Source organism: Pimelobacter simplex, from assembly GCF_024662235.1.
GTDB lineage: Bacteria > Actinomycetota > Actinomycetes > Propionibacteriales > Nocardioidaceae > Nocardioides.
Genome location: NZ_CP096276.1, coordinates 2,614,703 through 2,635,082 on the forward strand (window position 1 = coordinate 2,614,703; position 20,380 = coordinate 2,635,082).

At 72.4% G+C, this 20,380-nt stretch carries 18 protein-coding genes; 15 read left to right on the top strand and 3 right to left on the bottom strand.

What is annotated here, in order from left to right; genetic code table 11:
- Positions 1-29: 29 nt before the first annotated feature.
- Complete coding sequence (locus M0M48_RS12945) at positions 30-461, bottom strand: RidA family protein (protein ID WP_215813012.1); 432 nt, start codon at positions 459-461, stop codon at positions 30-32.
- A 104-nt stretch (positions 462-565) separates the two neighbouring features.
- Here M0M48_RS12945 and M0M48_RS12950 point away from each other — a divergent pair, with 104 nt between their 5' ends.
- The 13 genes from M0M48_RS12950 to M0M48_RS13010 all read left to right on the top strand — a co-directional run bounded on the left by M0M48_RS12950 (position 566) and on the right by M0M48_RS13010 (position 15,592).
- On the top strand, positions 566-1,438 hold the full coding sequence (locus tag M0M48_RS12950; protein WP_257751457.1) for a fumarylacetoacetate hydrolase family protein: 873 nt from the start codon (positions 566-568) through the stop codon (positions 1,436-1,438).
- Positions 1,428-1,913: a cupin domain-containing protein gene (locus M0M48_RS12955; RefSeq protein ID WP_215813010.1), complete on the top strand. Its 486-nt coding sequence runs from the start codon at positions 1,428-1,430 to the stop codon at positions 1,911-1,913. The genes M0M48_RS12950 and M0M48_RS12955 overlap by 11 nt, the downstream gene beginning before the upstream one ends.
- Entirely contained in the window at positions 1,910-2,842 is a 933-nt protein-coding gene (locus tag M0M48_RS12960; protein WP_257751458.1) for an acyl-CoA thioesterase, read from the top strand. The genes M0M48_RS12955 and M0M48_RS12960 overlap by 4 nt, the downstream gene beginning before the upstream one ends.
- Positions 2,839-5,199: a bifunctional salicylyl-CoA 5-hydroxylase/oxidoreductase gene (locus M0M48_RS12965; protein ID WP_257751459.1), complete on the top strand. Its 2,361-nt coding sequence runs from the start codon at positions 2,839-2,841 to the stop codon at positions 5,197-5,199. Before M0M48_RS12960 ends, M0M48_RS12965 begins: the two co-directional genes overlap by 4 nt.
- Complete coding sequence (locus M0M48_RS12970; protein ID WP_257751460.1) at positions 5,196-5,594, top strand: acyl-CoA thioesterase; 399 nt, start codon at positions 5,196-5,198, stop codon at positions 5,592-5,594. The genes M0M48_RS12965 and M0M48_RS12970 overlap by 4 nt, the downstream gene beginning before the upstream one ends.
- A gap of 15 nt (positions 5,595-5,609) precedes the next feature.
- Entirely contained in the window at positions 5,610-6,458 is an 849-nt protein-coding gene (locus tag M0M48_RS12975) for a PaaX family transcriptional regulator (protein WP_257751461.1), read from the top strand.
- A 133-nt stretch (positions 6,459-6,591) separates the two neighbouring features.
- A complete protein-coding gene (locus M0M48_RS12980; protein WP_257751462.1) occupies positions 6,592-7,377 on the top strand; it encodes an SDR family oxidoreductase in 786 nt (261 codons plus the stop codon).
- A gap of 11 nt (positions 7,378-7,388) precedes the next feature.
- On the top strand, positions 7,389-8,861 hold the full coding sequence (locus tag M0M48_RS12985) for a flavin-containing monooxygenase (protein ID WP_257751463.1): 1,473 nt from the start codon (positions 7,389-7,391) through the stop codon (positions 8,859-8,861).
- Positions 8,858-10,462: a phytoene desaturase family protein gene (locus M0M48_RS12990; protein ID WP_257751464.1), complete on the top strand. Its 1,605-nt coding sequence runs from the start codon at positions 8,858-8,860 to the stop codon at positions 10,460-10,462. Before M0M48_RS12985 ends, M0M48_RS12990 begins: the two co-directional genes overlap by 4 nt.
- Entirely contained in the window at positions 10,459-11,250 is a 792-nt protein-coding gene (locus M0M48_RS12995) for a cyclase family protein (protein ID WP_257751465.1), read from the top strand. The genes M0M48_RS12990 and M0M48_RS12995 overlap by 4 nt, the downstream gene beginning before the upstream one ends.
- 25 nt (positions 11,251-11,275) lie before the next feature.
- The gene (locus M0M48_RS13000; RefSeq protein ID WP_215813001.1) at positions 11,276-11,677 is read left to right on the top strand and encodes a cupin domain-containing protein; all 402 of its coding nucleotides are present in this window, start codon (positions 11,276-11,278) and stop codon (positions 11,675-11,677) included.
- A gap of 52 nt (positions 11,678-11,729) precedes the next feature.
- The gene (locus M0M48_RS13005; protein WP_257751466.1) at positions 11,730-13,910 is read left to right on the top strand and encodes an indolepyruvate ferredoxin oxidoreductase subunit alpha; all 2,181 of its coding nucleotides are present in this window, start codon (positions 11,730-11,732) and stop codon (positions 13,908-13,910) included.
- Positions 13,910-15,592, top strand: a complete 1,683-nt coding sequence (locus tag M0M48_RS13010; RefSeq protein WP_257751467.1) for an indolepyruvate oxidoreductase subunit beta family protein — start codon at positions 13,910-13,912, stop codon at positions 15,590-15,592. The genes M0M48_RS13005 and M0M48_RS13010 overlap by 1 nt, the downstream gene beginning before the upstream one ends.
- Here M0M48_RS13010 and M0M48_RS13015 read toward each other — a convergent pair.
- Entirely contained in the window at positions 15,558-16,493 is a 936-nt protein-coding gene (locus M0M48_RS13015) for an esterase/lipase family protein (protein WP_257751468.1), read from the bottom strand. The genes M0M48_RS13010 and M0M48_RS13015 overlap by 35 nt on opposite strands.
- A 116-nt stretch (positions 16,494-16,609) precedes the next feature.
- Here M0M48_RS13015 and M0M48_RS13020 point away from each other — a divergent pair, with 116 nt between their 5' ends.
- Together M0M48_RS13020 and M0M48_RS13025 are read left to right on the top strand one after the other, a co-directional pair.
- The gene (locus M0M48_RS13020) at positions 16,610-17,812 is read left to right on the top strand and encodes a PucR family transcriptional regulator (RefSeq protein WP_257751469.1); all 1,203 of its coding nucleotides are present in this window, start codon (positions 16,610-16,612) and stop codon (positions 17,810-17,812) included.
- 219 nt (positions 17,813-18,031) lie between these two features.
- The gene (locus M0M48_RS13025) at positions 18,032-19,426 is read left to right on the top strand and encodes a purine-cytosine permease family protein (RefSeq protein ID WP_215812996.1); all 1,395 of its coding nucleotides are present in this window, start codon (positions 18,032-18,034) and stop codon (positions 19,424-19,426) included.
- Positions 19,427-19,444: 18 nt separating this feature from the next.
- Here M0M48_RS13025 and M0M48_RS13030 read toward each other — a convergent pair whose 3' ends face one another.
- Complete coding sequence (locus M0M48_RS13030; protein ID WP_257751470.1) at positions 19,445-20,365, bottom strand: LysR family transcriptional regulator; 921 nt, start codon at positions 20,363-20,365, stop codon at positions 19,445-19,447.
- Positions 20,366-20,380: the final 15 nt, after the last annotated feature.

Here is a 20,380-nt window from a genome sequence, read left to right on the forward strand (position 1 = left end):
ACGCTCGTCCCTGGGCGCGAATGCGCGGATCAGGACGTGGGGCGCACCAGCCGCTCGTCGGGGATGACCGCGACGCCCATGATCTCGATGAGCGCCTCGGGCTGCCACAGACCGGTCGTGCCGATGCCGGCCATCGCGGGGTAGACCGGGCCGGCCAGCTCGCGCCAGACCCGGCCGATCTCGCGGCCGTGGGCCTGGTAGTCGGGGATGTCGGTGAGGAAGATCGTGATGCTCACCAGGTCCTCCGGCACGCCACCGGCCTCGCGCACCGTGGCGATCACGTTGCCGAACGCCTGGCGGAACTGCTCGACGATGCCGCCCGGCACGATCCGCATCTCCTTGTCGAGCGCGGTCTGCCCGCCCAGGTAGAGCGTGTTGCCGCTCAGCGTGCCGTGCGAGAAGCCGCTCGGGACCGGCAGGGCGGCCGGGTTGACGGCCAGGGGCGTGAGATCGATGGACATGCCGGCCACGGTACCAATCTATTGACATCACGGCAACGAACGTGTGCAGAATGCAATATCGCATCTGCGACCACCCCCACGACGCCCCAGACGAAGGAGGACCGATGCGGCTCGCGACGGTCACCACCCCCGGCGGTACGACGGCCGCGCTGCTCGGTGAGCGCGGCTGGCGCGCCCTGCCGGCCCCGGACCTGTCCGCCCTGCTCGCCGCCACCGACGCGGCCGGCACCGGCTGGGACCCCGCGACGCTGGCCGACCAGGCCGGCGCCGACCTGCCGGACGCCGTCCCGGTCCTGGCGCTGCCGCGCCCGGGCAAGGTCATCTGCTGCGGGCTCAACTACGGCGAGCACATCCAGGAGACCGGCCGCGAGCTGCCGACCCACCCCACGCTGTTCGCGAAGTTCGCCGACACCCTCACCGGCCCCGACGACGAGCTCGCGCTCGCCGAGGGCGTGCAGTGGGACTGGGAGGCCGAGCTCGCCGTCGTCGTCGGGCGCACCCTGCGCCGCGCCGGGCGCGACGAGGCCCGGGCGGCCATCGCCGGCTACACGGTCGCCAACGACCTGTCGGCGCGCGACTGGCAGTACCGCACCCTCCAGTGGCTCCAGGGCAAGGCCTGGGACGCGACCACCCCGGTCGGCCCCGTCGTCGTCACCCCCGACGAGCTCGACCCGTTCGCCGGCGTCGACGTCATCTGCCGGATCAACGGCGAGGAGGTCCAGCGCGACAGCACCCGGACGCTCGTCTTCGACTGCGCCGACCTGCTCGCCTACGTCTCCACCTTCGCCACCCTGCGCCCCGGCGACCTGGTCCTGACCGGCACGCCCGGCGGGGTCGGCGTCGCGCGCGACCCGAAGCGCTTCCTCGCCGACGGCGACGTCCTCGAGACCGAGGTCGCCGGCATCGGGACGCTGCGCAACACCGTCCGCCTCACCCCTCTCACCACCCTCTCCCAGGAGGACTCCCATGGAGCCTGACCTCAGCAAGTACGAGCTGATCGGGGACAACTCGGTCTACGCCAACGAGAGCGGCATCGTGGTGCCGGTCGTGACCCGGGCCGGCTTCGAGCCCGACCTGACCGGCCAGAGCGAGGGAGCCACGCGCGTGTCCGGCGTGAGCATCCAGCACACGCCCGCCACGCGGATCTGGTTCGGCAAGGTGCACAACCTGGCCGGCTACCGCTCGGTCCCCCACCACCACGGCGAGGCCGAGACCGGCGGCTACGTGCTCTCGGGCCGGGCCCGGATCTACTTCGGCGACAAGTTCGAGGACTACCTCGACATGTCCGAGGGCGACTGGGTGTTCGTGCCGCCGTTCATGCCGCACGTCGAGTGCAACCTCGACCGCAACAACCCGCTGACCTGGATGACGACCCGCACGCCCGAGAACATCGTGGTCAACCTCCCCCAGGTCACCGACCACGACCTGCGCGACTGGACGGACCGACCGTGAACCCGACCTCCCAGATCTTCACCGACGCCGTCACCCTCAAGGAGTGCCCGGCCGAGGTCTTCGACCGCGCGTTCACCGCGACCACCCAGCCCTGCCCGTGGCCCAAGGCCTACGGCGGCGACATGGTCGCCCAGGCGCTCGTCGCCGCGTCCCTGACCGTCGAGGGTGGCCCGGGCGGCAAGGCGATGCACTCGATGCACTCCTACTTCATGCGGCCCGTCGACATCGGGGCCGAGGTCCGCTACGAGGTCGAGGTGCTGCGCGACGGACGCGGCTACAGCACCCGCCAGGTGCGCGGCTTCCAGAACGGCAAGCCGGTCTACGTCTGCCTGGCGAGCTTCGCCGCGGGTGAGCCGAGCGGCTCGTTCCAGGCCGAGATGCCCGCCGCGATCCCCGGTCCCGACACGCTGCCCACCTCGGCGGCCTACCTCGCCGACCGCTCCGGCGGCACGATGACCGGGGTCTCCAAGGACTACTGGCAGCACGGCCGCAGCTTCGACATGCGCCACGTACCGGGCCCCGTCTACCTGACCGTCGACGGCGACCGCACGCCGCACCAGGCCATCTGGGTGCGTCCGTACGACGCGCTGCGCGAGGTCGAGGGGCTCAGCGCCGAGCAGCGCGACGCCGCGGCGCTCGCCTACGTCTGCGACTACACGATCCTCGAGCCCGCGCTGCGGGTGCTCGGCCTGGCCTGGGCCGACGAGGGCCTGGTCACCGCGAGCCTCGACCACGCCATGTGGTTCCACCGCCCCGTGCGGATGGACGACTGGCTGCTCTACGCCCAGGAGGCCGTCTCGGTCGACGACGGGCGCGGCATGGCGGTGGGCCGCTTCTTCACCCCCGACGGCCTCCTCGTGGCGACCGTCGTCCAGGAAGGCATGATCCGCGCGGGCGCCCCGGCCGCGCAGGCAGGAGGACAGTCATGAGGATCGCGATCGTCGGCGGCGGCCCCGGAGGGCTCTACTTCGCCGCCCTGATGAAGCAGCTCGACCCGGCCCACGAGGTCACCGTGTGGGAGCGCAACGCCCCCGAGGACACCTTCGGGTTCGGCGTCGTCTTCTCCGACGAGACCCTCGGCAGCATCGAGGGCGCCGACCAGGTCGTGCACGACCGCATGGAGTCGCGCTTCGCGCGCTGGACCGACATCGACGTCGACGTCGACGGCCGCTCCTACACGATCGGCGGCCAGGGCTTCGCCGCGATGAGCCGCAAGGAGCTGCTCCAGATCCTCCAGAAGCGCGTCGCCGAGCTCGACGTGACCGTGCACTACCGGACCGAGGCGCCCGACGTCGACGAGCTCCGCACGTCGTACGACCTGGTGCTGGCGGCCGACGGCCTCAACTCCGTGGTCCGCACCAAGCACGCCGACGTCTTCGGTCCCTCGCTCGACCGGCGCCACAACAAGTACATCTGGCTGGGCACCGACCTGGTCTTCGAGGCGTTCCAGTTCTTCGTCAAGCAGACGGAGTGGGGCACCATGCAGATCCACGGCTACCCCTACTCCGACGAGGGCTCGACGTTCATCGTCGAGATGCACGAGGACGTGTGGCGCCGGGCCGGCTTCGACGCGACCGAGCACGAGGTGCTCCCGCCGGGCGTCTCCGACGAGCACGCCGTGGCCAAGATCAAGGAGATCTTCGCCCGCGAGCTCCAGGGCCACGAGGTGCTGACCAACAACTCCAAGTGGCTGAGCTTCCACACGGTGCGCAACGAGCGCTGGCACCACGAGAACGTCGTGCTGCTGGGCGATGCCGCGCACACGGCGCACTTCTCCATCGGCTCGGGCACCAAGCTCGCGATGGAGGACGCGCTCGCGCTCGCCGCCTGCCTGCACGAGCACCCGACCGTCCCGGCGGCCCTGGAGGCCTACCAGACCGAGCGCAAGCCGGTCGTCGAGTCGACCCAGCGCGCGGCCCAGGCCTCGCTGGAGTGGTTCGAGAACATCGGCATGTACGCCGACCAGGACCCCACGGCGTTCGTCTTCAACCTGCTCACCCGCTCGCGCCGGATCACCTTCGACAACCTCAAGGAGCGCGACCCCGGCTTCGCCGGCGTGGTCGAGGACGCCTTCGCCCGCACCTACGGCGACGGCTCCCCCGGCCCGGCGATGTTCCAGCCGACCCGGATCGGCCCGCTCGAGCTGGCCAACCGCGTCGTGCTGTCCCCCATGGACATGTACACCGCCGTCGACGGGATGCCCGGCGACTTCCACCTCGTGCACCTGGGCAGCAAGGCCATGGGCGGCGCCGGCCTGGTGATGACCGAGATGACCTGCGTCTCGCCCGAGGGCCGGATCACCCCCGGCTGCCCCGGGCTCTGGAACGACGAGCAGCGCGACGGGTGGGCCCGGATCACCTCGTTCGTGCACCAGCGCTCGGCCGGCAAGATCGGCGTCCAGATCGGCCACTCCGGCCGCAAGGGCTCGACCAAGCTGATGTGGGAGGGCATCGACGAGCCGCTCGACGACGGCAACTGGGAGGTCATCGCCCCCTCGCCGCTCCCCTACGGCCCGACCTGCCACGTCCCGCGCGAGGCGACCCGGGCCGACCTCGACCAGGTCGTCGCCGACTTCACCGCCACCGCGCGCCGCGCCGTCGAGGCGGGCTTCGACCTGATCGAGGTGCACGCCGCCCACGGCTACCTGCTCTCGTCGTTCCTCTCGCCGGTCTCGAACCAGCGCACCGACGAGTACGGCGGCTCGCTCGACAACCGGCTGCGCTTCCCGCTCGAGGTCTTCGACGCCGTGCGCGCCGTCGTACCGGAGTCGATCCCGGTCACCGTGCGCATCTCCGCGCACGACTGGCTGCCCGACGGCAACACCGACGACGACGCGGTCGACATCGCGCGCGCGTTCATCGAGCACGGCGCGGCCGCGATCGACGTCTCCTCGGGCCAGGTGAGCAAGGACGAGAAGCCGGCGTTCGGGCGGTCGTACCAGACCCCCTTCGCCGACCGGATCCGGCACGAGGTCGCCGCCCCCGCCGGGGTCGCGGTGATCGCGGTGGGCGCGATCTCGTCGTACGACGACGTGAACTCGATCCTCCTCGCCGGACGCGCCGACCTGTGCGCCCTGGGCCGGACCCACCTCTACGACCCGTCCTGGACCCTCCACGCCGCCGCCGAGCAGGACTACCGCGGCGACGGCGCGACCTGGCCCGTGCCCTGGCAGGCCGGGCGGCGCAAGCCCCCGACCTCGCGCACCGACAAGATCCCGCCCCGCCTCTCGCTGCTGCGCGACGGCGACGACGGTCTGGTCCACGTGCGCTGGACGCCGGGCCGGTGAACGGCACCCACCGGGGCCGGGTCGAGTGGATCGACACCGACTCCGCGGGGATCCACCACAACACGGCGATCGCGCGGTACGTCGAGTCCGCCGAGGCCGCGCTCATGCGCGGCCTCGGCCTCGACGGCTACTTCCCGGTGGCCCCGCGGGTCCGCTACGAGGTCGACTTCGAGGCCCCGCTGCGCTTCGGCGACGAGGTCACCGCGACCGTGCACGTCGAACGGCTCGGCACCTCGTCGCTCACCCTCGCGTTCGAGGTGTGGGGCTGCCCCGAGGGCACCCCGGCCGTGCGCGCCGCCCGGGGGCGCTACGTCACGGTGCACCTCGACCGCGCCAGCGGGACGGCGTCCCCCTGGCCCGAGGCCTGGCGCTCCCGGCTGGGCGGCGCCTCCTAGGGCACAATGCTCCCGATGAGCACCACGGAACCGGCGCAGCCCGAGGCCCGCGGGCGCGGCTCCCGGACCGTGGTCGTGAGCTTCCTCGGCGCCGTCGTACGACGCATGGGCAACTGGATGCCCATCGGCGGCACCATCGACCTGATGGCGCCGCTGGGCATCGACGGGCCCTCGGTGCGCACGGCCGTCTTCCGGCTCAAGAAGCGCGGCTGGCTGGAGTCCGAGACCCGCGGCGGGATCCGCGGGTACGCGCTGACCGGCGAGGCGCTGGCCGCGCTGGCGGCCGGTGACGAGGTCATCTGGCACGCCCGGCAGCCGGCGGCGCTCGAGGACGGCTGGTGCGTCGTGAACTTCTCGGTGCCCGAGTCCCAGCGCAGCAAGCGCCAGCAGCTGCGCGCCCACCTGGCCTCGCTGGGCTTCGGCAACGTCGGCACGGCCATGTGGATCGCGCCCGCGCGGATGCAGGCCGCCGCCGAGCGGGCGATCGCCGAGCTCGACCTGACCCGGCACAGCGCCGTCTTCGTGGGCGACCACGTGGCCGGGCAGGACCTCGCCGCGCTGCTCTACGAAAGCTGGGACCTGACCGGCATCGACGAGCGCTACCGGGCCTTCATCGACGAGTTCGCGCCGGTGGCCGACGAGCTCGGGGGCAGCGGGGTCGTCGATCCCCAGCGGGCCTTCGCGTCGTACCTGACGGTGGTCGATCGGTGGCGCCGGCTGCCCTTCCGCGACCCCGGGCTGCCCCGTGAGCTGCTCGCGGACGACTGGAGCGGCCCGGACGCCGCCGCGCTCTTCGAGCGCCTCGTGGCGACCCTCGAGGGCCGTGCGCTGGCCCATGCCGCGCGCCTGTGGCCGTCCTCCTGAGCCTGCGCTGACAAGACTCCGCGGTTCGCGGATACCCGCCGCGCTTTCCGGATAGTGGCCGCCTCCGCTGGTGCCTAGTGTCCCGGTCCACGCGATGTGACCTGCGTCGCAGCGAGGAGCGGAGGAATCAAGCATGACCGATCTGACTGGTCGCACCGCGATCGTCACCGGCGGCGCCACCCTGCTGGCGCACGGCGTCATCGACGCCCTGGCCCGCGCCGGTGCCCGTGTCGTGGTGGCCGACATCGACGAGGCCGGCGGCACCGCGGCCGAGAAGCTCGGTGACGAGGTCGCGTTCGTGCGGACCGACATCACCGACGACGCCGCGGTCGCGGACCTCGTGGCCGCCACCGTCGAGCGCTTCGGCGGCATCGACATCGTCGTCAACCTCGCCGCGACCTACCTCGACGAGGGCTTCGCGACCAGCCGGGCCGACTGGCTCACCGCGCTGAACGTCAACCTGGTCAGCATCGTCGAGGTCGTCCGCGCGGCGTACCCGCACCTGCAGGCCAGCGAGCACGCGGCGGTCGTCAACTTCACCTCGATCTCCAGCAAGGTCGCCCAGACCGGGCGCTGGGTCTACCCCGCGTCCAAGGCCGCGATCGTCCAGCTCACCCGCTCGATGGCCACCGACTTCGCCGGCGACGGCATCCGGGTCAACTCGGTCAGCCCCGGCTGGACCTGGTCGAAGATCATGGACGACCTCTCCGGCGGCGACCGCGCCAAGACCGACCGCGTGGCCGCGCCGTTCCACCTGACCGGACGGGTCGGTGACGGCGCCGAGATCGGCGAAGTCGTCGCCTTCCTCGCCTCCGACGCCGCCTCGATCGTCACCGGCGCCGACTGGGCCGCCGACGGCGGCTACTCCGCGCTCGGTCCCGAGCAGGCCGTCCCCGCCATCCCGCAGCTCACCGAGTGAGGACCCCTCCCATGAAGATCGCCATCGTCGGCGCCGGTTTCGCCGGCCTCTCCACGGCCAAGGTGCTGCGTCAGCTCGGGCACGACGTCATCGTCTACGAGAAGACCCTGGACGTCGGCGGCGTGTGGAGCGCCAGCCGGCGCTACCCGGGCCTCAAGACCCAGAACAACAAGGGCACCTACGCCCTCTCCGACCAGCCGATGCCCAAGGGCTACCCCGAGTGGCCCTCGGGCGAGCAGGTGCAGTCCTACCTGACGACGTACGCCGAGCGGTTCGGCCTCACGCCGTACCTGCGGCTGGGCACCGAGGTCGAGCTCGCCCACCCCACCGACGGCGGCGGCTGGGACGTCACCACGGCGTCCGGCACCGAGCACTACGACCACCTGGTGCTCGCGAGCGGCATCTTCTCCCGCCCGTTCATCCCGCCGTTCGAGAACCTCGACCTGTTCGAGAAGCTCGGTGGCGAGGTGATGGCCGCCAGCGACTGGCACAGCCTCGACCAGGTGCGCGACAAGCACACCGTCGTCGTCGGCTACGGCAAGTCCGCCTGCGACATCACCGTCGAGATCTCCAAGGTCGCCGCCTCCACCACGGTCGTGGCGCGCGAGCTGCTCTGGAAGATGCCGCGCAAGGTCAAGGGCGTCCTCAACTACAAGTACCTGATGCTCACCCGGCTGGGCGAGGGTCTCTTCCGCTACCGCTCGGTGGCCGGGCCGGAGCGCCTGCTCCACGCCCGCGACTCGGCGATGGCCAACGGCATGCTCGGCAGCGTCGAGAAGGTCACCACCAAGCAGCTCAACCTCGACGACCTCGGCCTGGTGCCCGAGGGCACGTTCAAGGACATCGCGCGCTCGACCGTCTCGCTCGCCACCGAGGGCTTCTTCGAGGGCGTCACCGAGGGCCGGATCGACGTCCAGCGCGACACGATCATCGAGCGCTTCGTCGAGCAGGACGGCAAGCCGTTCGCCGAGCTCAGCAACGGCCGGATGATCCCGGTCGACGTCGTCGTCGCGGCGACCGGCTGGACCCAGGACCTGCCGTTCCTCCCCCAGGAGGTCATGGACAAGCTCACCGACGAGAACGGCGACTACCTGCTCTACCGGCAGATCCACCCGATCTACCTGCCCGACCTGAGCTTCGCGGGCTACAACTCGTCGTTCTTCTCGCCGCTCTCGGCCGAGGTCTCGGCGATCTGGATCGGCTCGATGCTCGGCGGCAACCACACGCTGCCCAGCACGACCCAGATGCACGTCGCCGTGCGCGACCGGCTCACCTGGATGCGCGAGCGCACGCAGGGCCAGCACGCCCGCGGCACCAACATCATCCCGTTCTCGGTGCACAACATCGACGAGGTCCTCTCGGACGTCGGCCTCAACGTCGGCCCGCTCACCCGCGCCCGCCAGTGGCTGCTCCCGATCAACCCGAGCAACTACAGCAAGATCACGCCGCGGCTGGCCCGCCGGCTCGGCGTGAAGGCCTCATGAGCCGCCACTACGACGCGATCGTCGTCGGCGCCGGGATCAACGGACTCGTCGCCGCGGCCGAGCTCGCCGGCGCCGGCTGGCGGGTGGCCGTGGTCGAGGAGCGCGACCGGCTCGGCGGCTTCATCGCCTCCGACGAGCTGACCGCGCCCGGCTTCGTGCACGACACCTTCAGCTCGTGGCACCCACTCTTCGTCGCGGGCGGCGGCTACGCCACCCTCGGCGAGGACCTGCACCGGCACGGGCTCGTCTACCGCAACGCCGAGGGACCGGTCACCGCGTCGGTCTCCGAGCGCGGCACGGTCGTCGCCGACCGCGACCCGGAGAAGACGGTCGTCGACTTCGAGCACGCCGCCGACGCCCGCGCGTACGCCGAGATGCTGGGCCAGCTCGACCGGTGGGCGCCGCACGTGTTCGGCGCGCTCGGGTCCGAGCTGCGCACCGGCGACCTCGCCCGCCTCGGGTACGGCGCCGTGCGCGGTCTCGGCCGCGACGGCCTGACCGAGCTCGTGCGGGTCTCGACGCAGTCCGGGCGCGGCCTGGCCCGCGAGCGCTTCGCCGGCTTCGAGGTCGACCAGCTCTGGTCGCCCTGGCTGCTGCACGCGGGCCTCGCGCCCGACCAGGCGACCGGCGGGCTGATGCTCCCGGTGATGGCGTTCACCATGCACGCGATCGGCCTGCCGATCGTCGAGGGCGGGGCGGGGAACTTCGTCGCCGCCTTCGCCGGCCTGCTCGCCGAGCGCGGCGTCGACGTCCTGCTCGGCACCCCGGTCGACCGGATCGTGGTGCGCGACGGGCGAGCCGTCGCCGTCGAGGCCGGCGGCGAGCGGCTGGTCGCCGGTCGCGCGGTGCTCGCCTCCACGTCGACCGGGCGGCTCTACGAGCAGCTCCTCGCCCCCGACGCGGTCACCGACGCCGGCCGCCGGGCCGTCGCCCGGCACCGCCCCGGCCGGGCCGCCACCCAGGTCCACCTCGCGCTCGACCGGCCCGTGCGCTGGACCGACAGCCGCCTCGACGCCGTCCCGCTGATCCACGTCAGCAACGGCGCCGACAGCACCGCCGTCGCCTGCGCCCAGGCCGAGGCCGGGCTGCTGCCGTCCGCGCCCACCGTCGTGGTCGGCCAGCAGTGCGTGCTCGACCCGACCCGCGCCCCCGAGGGCCGCGCGACGCTGTGGCTCCAGCTCCAGGAGGTGCCCTGGGCACCGACCGGTGACGCGGCCGGCGAGATCGACGTCCGCGCCGGCTGGACCGCCGCGGTGGCCGACGCCTACGCCGACCGGGTGATCGCCCGGATCGCCGAGCACGCGCCGGACCTGGCCGACAGCATCCTGGCCCGCCACGTCATCTCCCCCACCGCCCTCAGCGCCGCCAACGCCAACGCGGTCCACGGCGACCCCTACGGCGGCGCCGCCGAGCTCGACCAGTCGCTGCTGTGGCGTCCCGGCACCGGGACCGGCCACCGCACCGGTGTCGCCGGGCTCTTCCACATCGGTGCGTTCACGCACCCCGGCCCCGGCCTCGGCGGCGGCTCCGGCCACCTCGTCGCCCAGCAGCTCCTCACCCCTCGCGGCCTGCGCCGCCTCCCCGAAAGGTTCCGCCGATGACCACCGCCCCCAGCACCACGACCGCCCTCGACGGCCTGCTCACCGCGCTCGCGACCGGCGCGGCGACCGTCGTCGACCTCACCGCGCCGCTCTCGTCCGAGACGCCGATCCTGCAGCTCCCCGAGCCGTTCGCCAACACGATCCCGCTCTCGCTCGAGACGGTCAGCGACTTCGACGCCGACGGCCCGTTCTGGGGCTGGCACAACATCCACACCGGCGAGCACACCGGCACCCACCTCGACGCGCCGACCCACTGGGCCACCGGACGCGACGGGCTCTCGGTGGACCAGATCCCGCCGGCCCGCCTGGTCGGCCCCGCGGTCGTCATCGACTTCACCGCCGAGGCCGAGGCGAACCCCGACCTGCTGCTCGGCCCCGAGCACTTCGAGGCGTACGTCGCCGAGCACGGCCCGCTCCCCGAGGGCGCCTGGCTGCTCTTCCGCACCGGCTGGAGCAAGTTCAGCCGCGACGCCGATGCGTTCGCCAACGCCGACGAGAACGGCCCGCACACGCCGGGCGTCTCGGCCGAGGGCGCGCAGTGGCTCGCCGCGTCGTCGATCAGCGGCTTCGGTGTCGAGACCGTCGGCATCGACGCCGGCCAGGCCGGCGGCCTGGAGCCGCCGTTCCCGGTGCACCACTTCCTGCTCGGCGCCGACAAGTACGGCCTGACCCAGCTGCAGAACCTCGACCGGCTGCCGCGCACCGGCGCCGTGATCGTCGTCGCGCCGCTCCCGATCGTCGGCGGCACGGGCTCCCCCGCCCGCGCCCTCGCCATCGTCCCCGCCTGATCCGCACCCGAGGAAGGACCGCTCCGTGCCCGCCATCACCCCCTATGCCGACGACCTCAACGCGCTGCCGCCGCTGGCCTCGCGCTACGTCCAGGTCGAGGAGCTGCCCTGGCAGCCCACCGGCTTCGACGGCATCTCGATGAAGACGCTGCTCCGCGAGCCCGAGACCGGCCTGCTCACCGCGCTGTTCAAGTGGGAGCCCGGCGCCGTGCTCCCCCTGCACGAGCACGTCGAGATCGAGCAGACGTACGTCCTCAGCGGCAGCATCGTCGACCTGGAGGGCGAGACCACCGCGGGCAACTTCTCGTGGCGGCCCAAGGGCAACCAGCACAGCGCGACCTCGCCCGACGGGGCGCTGCTCATCGCGGTCTTCCTCAAGCCCAACGTCTTCCTCGAAGGCCCCGAGGCGGGCACCACCTTGGAGTGACCGCGCGCCCGCGCGTCGCCCCCTCCCACCACCACGACAAGGAAGATCAACGATGGCCGAGCGGTCCTTCGCCCACGAGGTGCTCAAGCTGCGCGCCGGAGAGGGCACGTCCTTCTCCGGCGAGGGCATCCTCGCCGTCACCAAGGCCCTGCTGCAGTCCGGAGTGGCGTACGTCGGCGGCTACCAGGGCGCGCCGATCTCGCACCTGATGGACGTGCTCGGCGACGCGCACGAGATCCTCGAGGAGCTCGGGGTCTACTTCGAGAACAGCGCCTCCGAGGCCACCGCCGCCGCGATGCTCGCCGCGTCGGTGAGCTATCCGCTGCGCGGCGCGATCACGTTCAAGTCGACGGTCGGCACCAACGTCGCCTCGGACGCGCTCGCCAACCTCTCCAGCGGAGGCGTCACCGGCGGGGCGCTCGTCATCGTCGGCGAGGACTACGGCGAGGGCTCCAGCATCATGCAGGAGCGCTCGCACGCCTTCGCCATGAAGTCGCAGATGTGGCTGCTCGACCCGCGCCCCAACATCAGCGCCATCGTCGACGCCGTCGAGGCGGGCTTCGAGCTGTCCGAGGCCAGCAGCACCCCGGTCATGCTCCAGCTCCGGCTGCGCTCGTGCCACCTCTACGGCACGTTCACCGCCAAGGACAACAAGCGCCCGCCGATGACGGTGACCGAGGCGATCGAGAACCCCGCGCGCCAGCTCGACCGGATCGTGCTGCCGCCGGCGAGCTTCCTGCACGAGAAGGAGAAGATCGAGGACCGCTGGCCCGCCGCCGTCGAGTTCATCAAGACCCGCGGCCTCAACGAGGTGCTCGGTGCGGGCACCTCCGACGTCGGCATCATCGTCCAGGGCGGCGTCTACAACACGCTCAACCGGGCGATGGAGCTGCTCGGCTGCTCCGACGCCTTCGGCAACACCCAGGTGCCGGTCTACGTCATGAACGTGACCTACCCGGTCGTCGACGACGAGATCCTCGACTTCTGCGCCGACAAGCGCGCGGTGCTGCTCGTCGAGGAGGGCCAGCCCGACTACATCGAGCAGAACCTCAACGCCATCCTGCGCCGCGCGGGCTCTCCGGTCGCGCTGCACGGCAAGGACCTGCTCCCGGTCGCGGGCGAGTACACCGCGGCCGCCGTGACCCGCGGGCTCGACGCCTTCCTGCAGAGGTACGTCCCCGACGTCGTGCGGAGCAGCCCGGCGCTGCTCATGCCCGAGGAGGACCCGCGCAGCCCGTTCGCGCCGCGGGTCGACGCGGCCGTCGTACGCCCGCGGCCGCCGGGGCTGTGCACCGGCTGCCCGGAGCGCCCGATCTTCAGCGCGCTCAAGCTGGCCGAGAAGGAGACCGGCAAGCAGCACCACGTGAGCGCCGACATCGGCTGCCACCTGTTCGCCATCAACGAGCCGTTCAACCTCGGCGCCACCACGATGGGCTACGGCCTGGGCTCGGCCGGCGCCGCGGCACTCAACTCCAAGGACGCCGACCGCCGCACCATCGCCGTCATGGGCGACGGAGGCTTCTGGCACAACGGCCTGACCAGCGGCGTCGGCAACGCGGTCTTCAACCAGAACGACCAGCTGCTGCTCGTCGTCGACAACGCCTACAGCGCCGCCACCGGCGGCCAGGACGTGCTCTCGTCCCAGGCCGACAGCGTGCTGCGCTCGACCAAGCACCCCATCGAGAAGGCCGTCCGCGGCGTCGGCGTCAACTGGGTCAGGACGGTCAGCAACACCTACAAGATCGGCGCCCTGCGCGACGTCTTCGTCAAGGCGCTGACCACCAAGGAGGCCGGCCCCAAGGTCGTCGTCGCGCAGAGCGAGTGCCAGCTCAACCGGCAGCGCCGGGTCAAGCCCCAGCGCGCCAAGGCGATCAAGGAGGGCAAGCGGGTCGTCAAGGAGCGCTTCGGCGTCGACGCCGACACCTGCACCGGCGACCACGCGTGCATCCGGGTCTCCGGCTGCCCGTCGCTGACGATCAAGGCCAACCCCGACCCGATGCGCACCGACCCGGTCGCCACCGTGCTCGACTCCTGCGTCGGGTGCGGGGTGTGCGGCGCCAACGCGCACGCGGCGTCGCTGTGCCCGTCGTTCTACCGGACCGACCTGGTCTACAACCCGACCTGGCGCGACCGCGTGCTGAGCAAGGCGCGCGGCGGCTGGATCGGCTTCCTCACCCGTGGCGTCGAGCGCCGCGCGGCACGCTACGAGATCACCCCGGAGGTGGCGGCCTGATGTCGACCACGACCAGCTGGACCGGCGGGCAGCGGCCCCTCACGATCGCGATCCTGGCCATGGGCGGCGAGGGCGGCGGCGTCCTCGCCGACTGGATCGTCGCGGTCGGCGAGAAGGCCGGCTACCACGCGCAGAACACCTCCGTCGCGGGCGTCGCGCAGCGCACCGGCGCGACGGTCTACTACGTCGAGCTCTACCCGCCGTCGGTCGGCGAGCGGCCTGCCGGCGTCCGCGCGGAGCCGGTGCTGAGCCTGTTCCCCACGCCCGGCGAGGTCGACGTCGTCATCGCCTCCGAGCTGATGGAGGCCGGACGCGCCGTCCAGCGCGGCTTCTCCACGCCCGACCGGACCACGCTCATCGCCTCGACCAACCGGGTCTACTCGATGGACGAGCGGCTCGCGCTCGGCGACGGCCGGGTCGACAGCAACGGCCTGCTGGAGGCGGCGCACGCCGGCTCACGCAGGCTCATCGCGGCCGACTTCATGAAGCTCGCCGAGGACGCCCGCAGCGTGATCAGCGCGGCGCTCTTCGGCGCGCTGGCCGGCTCCGGCGAGCTGCCCTTCGAGCGCGAGCGCTTCGAGGACGCCATCCGCGCCTCGGGCAAGGGCGTCGACGCCTCGCTCGCCGCCTTCGCCTCCGGGTACGACGCCGCGGGCCGCCCCGCGCCCGTCCCCCTCCCCGCACCCGCCGCCGCGTCCGGCCCGGCCGGCAGCGGACCGGTCCCCGTCACCATCGGGCGGCGCCGCCCGGTCGACCCCGCCGAGGAGGCCGCCGCCGAGGAGGAGCGCCGCCGCGACGAGATCGCCCGCTCCCACCCCGGCCACCTCGTCGGGCCACACCTGCAGCCCCAGGCCGCCCGGGTCGCGAGCGCCTTCCCGGTCGCCGCCCGCTCGATGCTGCTGCACGGCTGCGTGCGCACGGCCGTCTACCAGGACCCCTCCTACGCCGACCGCTACCTGGCCCGGGTCGCGCGGCTCGCCGCGGTCGACCCGGACGCCGAGGGCGAGGCCGCGCTGACCACCGAGGCCGCCCGGCACGTCGGGCTCTGGATGACCTACCAGGACACGATCCACGTCGCCCAGCAGAAGATCCGGCGCCGCCGGATCGAGGGCGTGCGCGCCGAGGCCAAGGCCGCGCCGGGTCAGCTCGTCAACGTGCGCGAGTACCTGCACCCCCAGGTCGAGGAGATCACCGACACCCTGCCCACCCGTCTGGGTCGCTGGCTCGCCGGATCGTCGTTCTTCGCCAAGGTCGTCGGCAAGGTGACCCGCAACGGCATCGTGGTCAACACGACCGGGATCATCGGCTTCACCCTGCTCTGGATGATGGCCCGGTTCCGCCCGCTGCGGCCGCGCTCGCTGCGCTTCGGCCGCGAGCAGGTCGCCATCGACGCCTGGCTCGACCGGGCCGTCGCCGCGGCCGCCACCGACGCCGACCTGGCCCGCGAGATCGTCGAGTGCCAGCGCGTGCTCAAGGGCTACGGCGCCACGCACCACCACGGCCAGGAGAGCTTCGGGCTGCTCATGGAGGCCGTCGACGGTCTCGCCGGGCGTTCCGGCGCCGCCGCCGAGCTGGCCCGGCTGCGCGCCGCCGCCCTCGCGGACGAGGACGGCGGCGCGCTGCGCGCGGCACTCGCCGCGCCGGCGCTCAGAACGGCGCCGGCAGTGCCGGCCGGCACCTGAACGGCGGCGGGGCCTGCGGGTCCAGCGCCCGCTGGATCAGCAGGTTCACGTTGGGGTCGACCGCCATCGCGAGGTGACCGGACAGGTCGAGCCCGCACCGGTCCTGCAGCACGATGTTGGTCACGCCCGGCTCGTCGATCCGGCCGCTCGTGTAGGGCGTCACGACCGTGTCGTAGCGGCTCATGATGTTGGTGTAGGCCACCCCGGGGACGGTGAAGCCGCCCCGGGCCAGGTCGTCGAGGAAGGCGTTCGGCCCCAGGAACTCCAGGCACGACGCACACTGCGATCGCACGAACTCGGTGACGTCCGGCAGCAGCGGCAGCACCGCCTTGGCCAGGGTCCCGAGGCCGCTCAGCGAGGTGCCGCGGTAGTTGGAGCCGAAGCCCACGAAGTCCTTGACCTTGGCCGCACCGCCCTCGTACTTGAGGTAGTACGCCGCGACCGTCGTCCCCTCGGAGTGGCCGACCAGGTCGACCTCCGCGGCGCCGGTCGCCGTACGGACCCGGTCGACGAAGGCGTCGACCTGCCGGGCGCTCGTGCGCATCGAGCCGAGCCCGCCGACGAGGTCGCCGAACGCGCCCTGGCCGTAGGTCGTGGAGTAGACGCAGTAGCCGGCCGCCGCCAGCCGGGTGCCGTGGTAGAACCAGTTGCTCACTGCCTGGCCCCCCAGCCCGTGCAGGAGGACGACGGGCTCCGGGTGCGCGGCCGAGGGGCGACAGCCCCAGTCGTTCCAGCCGCTGCTCGGGGCCGCTGGTGCCGCCGCGGGAGCGGCCGGAGCCGCGGGCGCGGCGGGCGCGGTGGCCGCGACCACCGCCGTCGCCGTCGCCAGCACGGTGACGCCGAGGCTGGCGACGCGGGCCCTCCACCCGGGCCGCGCGTGGGGTGCTCGTGGGGTCTTCATCGTTCCCTCCCGTTGGGATGCGGTGACAAGGTCTTCCAGGAGTGTGGCGGCGCTCACAGCCCAGCACGACTGGCCCGGCTCTGGAATTCGGGAGCCGCCTTTGTGATCCTTCACAAGTGGACGACCTCACGCTCGGCGGGCGACCCGTCGCAGACCTGCTGCGCACCCGGCGCCACCGCCTCGTCGACGAGGTGGTCGCCGAGATCGTCCGCCAGATCCCCGCGTACGCCGACCTGCCGCCGGACCTGCTGTCCGTCGACATCCGGGCCGTGGTCCGCGAGAACCTCGAGGCGTTCGAGGCCGGGCTGGTCGGCCGCGGAGCGGCCGAGAGCACGCTGGCGGCGGTCACCGCGTCGGCGTACCGGCGGGCCGAGGAGGGCATCCCGCTGGGCCTGGTGCACCAGGCCTACCTGACCGGTGCGGCCACGGCCTGGGACACCGTCACCGCTGGCGCCGGCCCGGCCGACGGCGCGACGCTGCGCCGGATGGGGCGCGCGGTGCTCGACCACCTGGCCGACGTGCTGGTCCGGGTGGCCGGCGCCTACCTCGAGGAGCTGCGGATGAGCGGCGAGGAGAGCCAGTCGGTGCGGACCTCGCTCCTGACCGCGCTCCTGTCCGGCACCGACGTCCCCCAGGTCGCCGCCACCGTCGGCATCACCCTGCCCGAGAGCTATGTCGTCGTGGCGCTGCGCATCGAGCCGCCCGGCCCCGGCGACCCGGCCGGGTCCGCGGCCGTCGCCGCGCGGCGCCGGCTGCGCGCCGTACGGGCCGCGCTCACCGACGACCGGGTCAACGTGCCGCTCTTCGAGCTCGACCCCCGCGGCGGCCTGCTCCTGCTGCCGCACACGCCCGGCGACGACCTGCCGCCGCCCGACATCGCGGCCCTGGTCGCACGGCTGAGCACGGCCACCGCGGCCGACGTCTGGGCGGGCCGCGCGGTGCGCCCGGTCGCCGAGGTGCCCGCGGCGCTGGACGAGGCGCGCGACGTCCTCGATCTCGTCGTCCGCACCGCGCGGCCGCCGGGCAGCTATGCCGTCGACGACGTCCTCCTCGACTACCAGCTCTCCCGTCCGGGGCCGGTCACGGCGCTGCTGCGCGAGCGGCTCGCTCCCCTGGCCGAACGGCCCGACCTCGTCGCCACGCTGCGCGCGCACCTGGCGACCGGCCAGAGCCGGCCGCAGACCGCGGCGGCCGTCAGCGTGCACCCCAACACCGTCGACTACCGGCTCCGGCGCATCCAGGACCTGGTCGGGCTCGACCCGTCCTCGGCCGACGACCTGGCCCTGCTCCGGGCCGGGCTGCTCCAGCTCGACGCGTGAGCGGGCTGGATCGTGCGCGAGATTCGCCGGTCGACCGGCGAATCTCGCGCTTGGCCGCTGAACCTTCGTCGGTCAGGCGTGAGTTTCGCCGGTCGACCGGCGAATCCCCCAGCCCCGCCCCATCGGCTCAACCGATGACTTGAGCCAAAAGGATTCGTTTGCCAGGTGACTCCGGGGGTCCGCACCATGGTGCTGCGCCTCACACTTGGAGTTGAAACCATGTCTGACCAGTCTGTCGTCGAGAAGCACACCATCGGCTACGTCCCACCCGAGGACCGCCATGGCAAGGTGCGTGACCTCTTCACGCTCTGGTTCGGGACGAACATCGCCCCGCTGCCCGTCGTGACCGGCGCCGCCGGCGTCACCGTGTTCGGGCTCGACCTGTTCTGGTGCCTCGTCGCCATCGTCGTCGGCCACCTCGTCGGCGGCATCTTCATGGCGCTGCACTCGGCCCAGGGGCCCCAGATGGGCATCCCCCAGATGATCCAGAGCCGCGGCCAGTTCGGCTCCTACGGCGCCCTGATCGTCGTCGTCATCGCCGCGGTGATGTACCTGGCGTTCTTCGCCTCCAACATCGTGCTCGCGGGCCAGTCGCTGCACGGCATCGCCGACCCGGTCCCGGTCTCGACCGGCATCATCCTCGGCGCGCTGGGCTCCGGGCTGATCTGCGTGATCGGCTACAAGTTCATCCACGCGCTCAACAAGATCGCCACCTGGGTCCTGGGCATCGGCATCGTGCTCGCCATCGGCGCGATCTTCGTGTCCGGCCTGCCCGGCGACTTCTGGAGCCGGGGCGGATACACGACCGCCGGCTTCCTGGCGACGGTCTCGCTGGCCGCGCTGTGGCAGATCGCCTTCGCGCCCTACGTCTCGGACTACTCGCGCTACCTGCCGGCCGAGGTCGGCGTCCGGGCGACGTTCAACGCGACCTACCTGGGCTGCACGCTCGGCTCGATCCTGCCCTTCGCCTTCGGCGCGATCGTCGCCCTCGCGATGGTCCCCGGCACCGACGTGATGACCGGCGTGCGCGACACCACCGGCTCGCTCGGTACGCCGCTGCTCGTGCTGTTCCTGCTGTCGGTGATCAGCCACAACGCGCTCAACCTCTACGGCACGGTGCTCTCGATGATCACCTGCGTGCAGACCTTCGTCGCCCGCTGGATCCCGACCGCCCGCACCCGCGTGGTCCTGTCCGGCGTCGTGATGGCCGCGGCGGCGTACTTCGCGATCGGCGTCTCCGGCGACTTCATCTCGCACTTCGTCGACATCGTGCTCGCGCTGCTGGTCGTGCTCGTGCCGTGGACCGCGATCAACCTGATCGACTTCTACCTGATCCACCGCGGCAACTACGACCTCGACTCGATCTTCGCGGCCGACGGCGGCATCTACGGGCGGTTCAACCCGCAGGCGATCACGGCCTACGTGATCGGCATCCTCGTGCAGATCCCGTTCATGAACACCCCGCTCTACACGGGGCCGATCTCGGACAACCTCGGCGGCGCGGACCTGAGCTGGATCATCGGCCTGGTCGCCACCGGACCGGTCTACTACTTCCTGGCCCGCGGCCGGAAGCTCGCCCCGAGCGAGCTGAGCGGTGCGGTGACCGCGGCCTGACGGCCCCCGCTCCGACGCCTACCGGCCTCCCGCGCGCCGGCGTACCTCACGCACCGAGGAACGCACGAACGCCTGCGCGCGGGAGGTCAGTCGTACGCCCTTCATCGAGGCCAGCACGATCTCGAGCGGCTCGACGGGGTCGGAGATCTCGAGGTTGACGACCTCCGCGCCGTCGTACGTCGTGCTGCTGGCCGGGCGCTGGTTGAGGACCGACCAGCCCTGGCCGTTGGCGACCATCGCGCGCACGGTCTCGAAGCCCGCCGAGCGGTGCCGGATCACCGGCCGTACGCCGGCCGTGGTCACCACCCGCTCCAGGTAGGGCCCGCTGTGGGGCAGGTCGAGCAGCACCATCGGCTCCTCGCCGAGCTCGGCCAGCGCGACCTTCTTGCGGCGCGCGAGCCGGTGCCCCTTGGCCACCAGCACGTAGGGCGCGGCGACGCCGATCCGGACGTGGTCGATGTCGTCGTCGAGGTCGTAGCCGTAGAGCAGCGCGAGCTCGCACCGTCCCGAGCGCAGGGCGTTCTTGAGGGCGGCGTGCTCGTCCTCGACGACCGAGATCCGGATGCCCGGGTGCTCGTCCTCGCAGGCCGCGAGCAGCCGCGGCAGCTCGAACGGCCCGAGCGTGGTGAAGCAGCCGATGCTGAGGTCGCCGACGAGCGCCTGGCCCGCGGAGCGGGCGACCTCGGCGAGCTCGGTCGTGTGCACCAGGTAGCTGCGCAGCTCGCGGTAGAACTCCTCACCCGCGGCGGTGAGCGTCAGCCCGCGCGCGTGGTGGCGCAGCAGGAGCTGGACGCCGAGCTCCTTCTCCAGCTGCGCGACGGCGGTCGAGATCGCCGACTGCGAGACCATGAGCTGGCGCGACGCCGCCGTCATGCTGCCCTGCTCGGCCGCCGCGGCGAAGTAGCGCAGCTGCGTCAGGGTGAAGCCGACCTCCGCCATGGCGGACATCCTGCC